Annotated in this window: 1 protein-coding gene; it reads left to right on the top strand. The window is 66.5% G+C overall.

Going from position 1 to position 1,234, the window contains the following annotated elements:
- Positions 1-69 precede the first annotated feature (69 nt).
- Positions 70-1,227, top strand: a complete 1,158-nt coding sequence (locus tag G528_RS0114470) for an IS30 family transposase (RefSeq protein ID WP_026919580.1) — start codon at positions 70-72, stop codon at positions 1,225-1,227.
- Positions 1,228-1,234 lie beyond the last annotated feature (7 nt).

Genomic DNA, 1,234 nt, shown 5'->3' with positions numbered 1-1,234 from the left:
GGCGGATTCAAGCGGTCAGTGCAACGAGTCCTGTGAGATGAGGCAGTCACTGATCACAGGAGGATCCGGATGCAGGGCAAGCACGGTCATCTCAGTCGGGAGCAGAAGCAGCTGGCACTCAGGCTGCATGCGAGGGGTTGGCGGCTGGTCGACATCGCCAAGGAGATCGGCTGCAGCGCGCCGATGGTCGGGATCATGGCCCGCACCGGCAGGCACGCCGACGCCAAGCCGTTCGGCTGGGAGCCACGCCAGGGCTGCCTGACGATTGACGAGCGCGAGCAGATCCTGGTGGGGATCAATCGTGGCGACACCTTCACCGCGATCGCCGAGTACCTGGGGCGCGCGGTGTCGACCATCAGCCGCGAGGTGAAGCGCGGCGGTGGTCGCTGCGGCTACTCGGCATGGCATGCGCACGAACGCGCTCGCGATCAAGCTCGTCGGCCGAAGTCTTTCAAGCTCGCGTCAGGCCGGTTGCTCGAGGAGGTCTCCAGCCGGCTGGAGCAGTTGTGGTCCCCCGAGGAGATCGCGGCGCGCCTACGGTTGGATCACGCCGATGATCCGGAGATGCGCGTGAGCCACGAGACGATCTACCAGTCCCTGTTTGTCCAGGGCCGAGGCGAGTTGCGCCGCGAGTTGGCGCGGTGTCTACGGTCCGGAAGAGCGGCCCGAAAGCCCCGCGGCACCACTGACGGCCGCGGCCGGATCCCCGGCATGGTGATGCTCAGCGAACGCCCCGCAGAAGCCGACGACCGCGCCGTGCCCGGACACTGGGAAGGCGACCTCATCCTTGGCGAGGGCAGCCGCAGCGCGGTCGGGACGCTCGTCGAGCGATCGACGCGGATGACGCTGCTGTTGCACCTCCCAGATGGCAAGACAGCCGAGCAGGTCGAGGCAGCGATGCGCGCCGCGATCAGCAAACTACCGTCCTCGTTGGCCAGAACGATCACCTGGGACCAGGGCGCGGAGATGTCGCAGCACGCGGCGTTCACCACTGCCACGGGTATCCCGATCTACTTCTGCGATCCCCACTCGCCCTGGCAGCGCGGGAGCAACGAGAACACCAACGGCCTGTTGCGTCAGTACCTGCCCAAGGGCACTGACCTGAGCGCCGTCACCCGCGAGGAGTTGGACGCGATCCAGGACAGCCTCAACAGCCGACCGCGCAAGACTCTGGGCTATCTGACACCATCAGAGAAGCTCGCAGAGCTTCTTGCGCCCACCGCTTGAATCCGCC

Source organism: Gordonia shandongensis DSM 45094, from assembly GCF_000423025.1.
Classification (GTDB): Bacteria; Actinomycetota; Actinomycetes; order Mycobacteriales; family Mycobacteriaceae; genus Gordonia; species Gordonia shandongensis.
Note: the sequence above shows the minus strand (reverse complement) of the source record. Positions and strands in the feature narration are given on the sequence as shown.

Bases quoted from the DNA above. Each gene is read 5' to 3' on its own strand.
- G528_RS0114470 (WP_026919580.1), top strand. From the start codon at position 70: ATGCAGGGCAAGCACGGTCATCTCAGTCGGGAGCAGAAGCAGCTGGCA.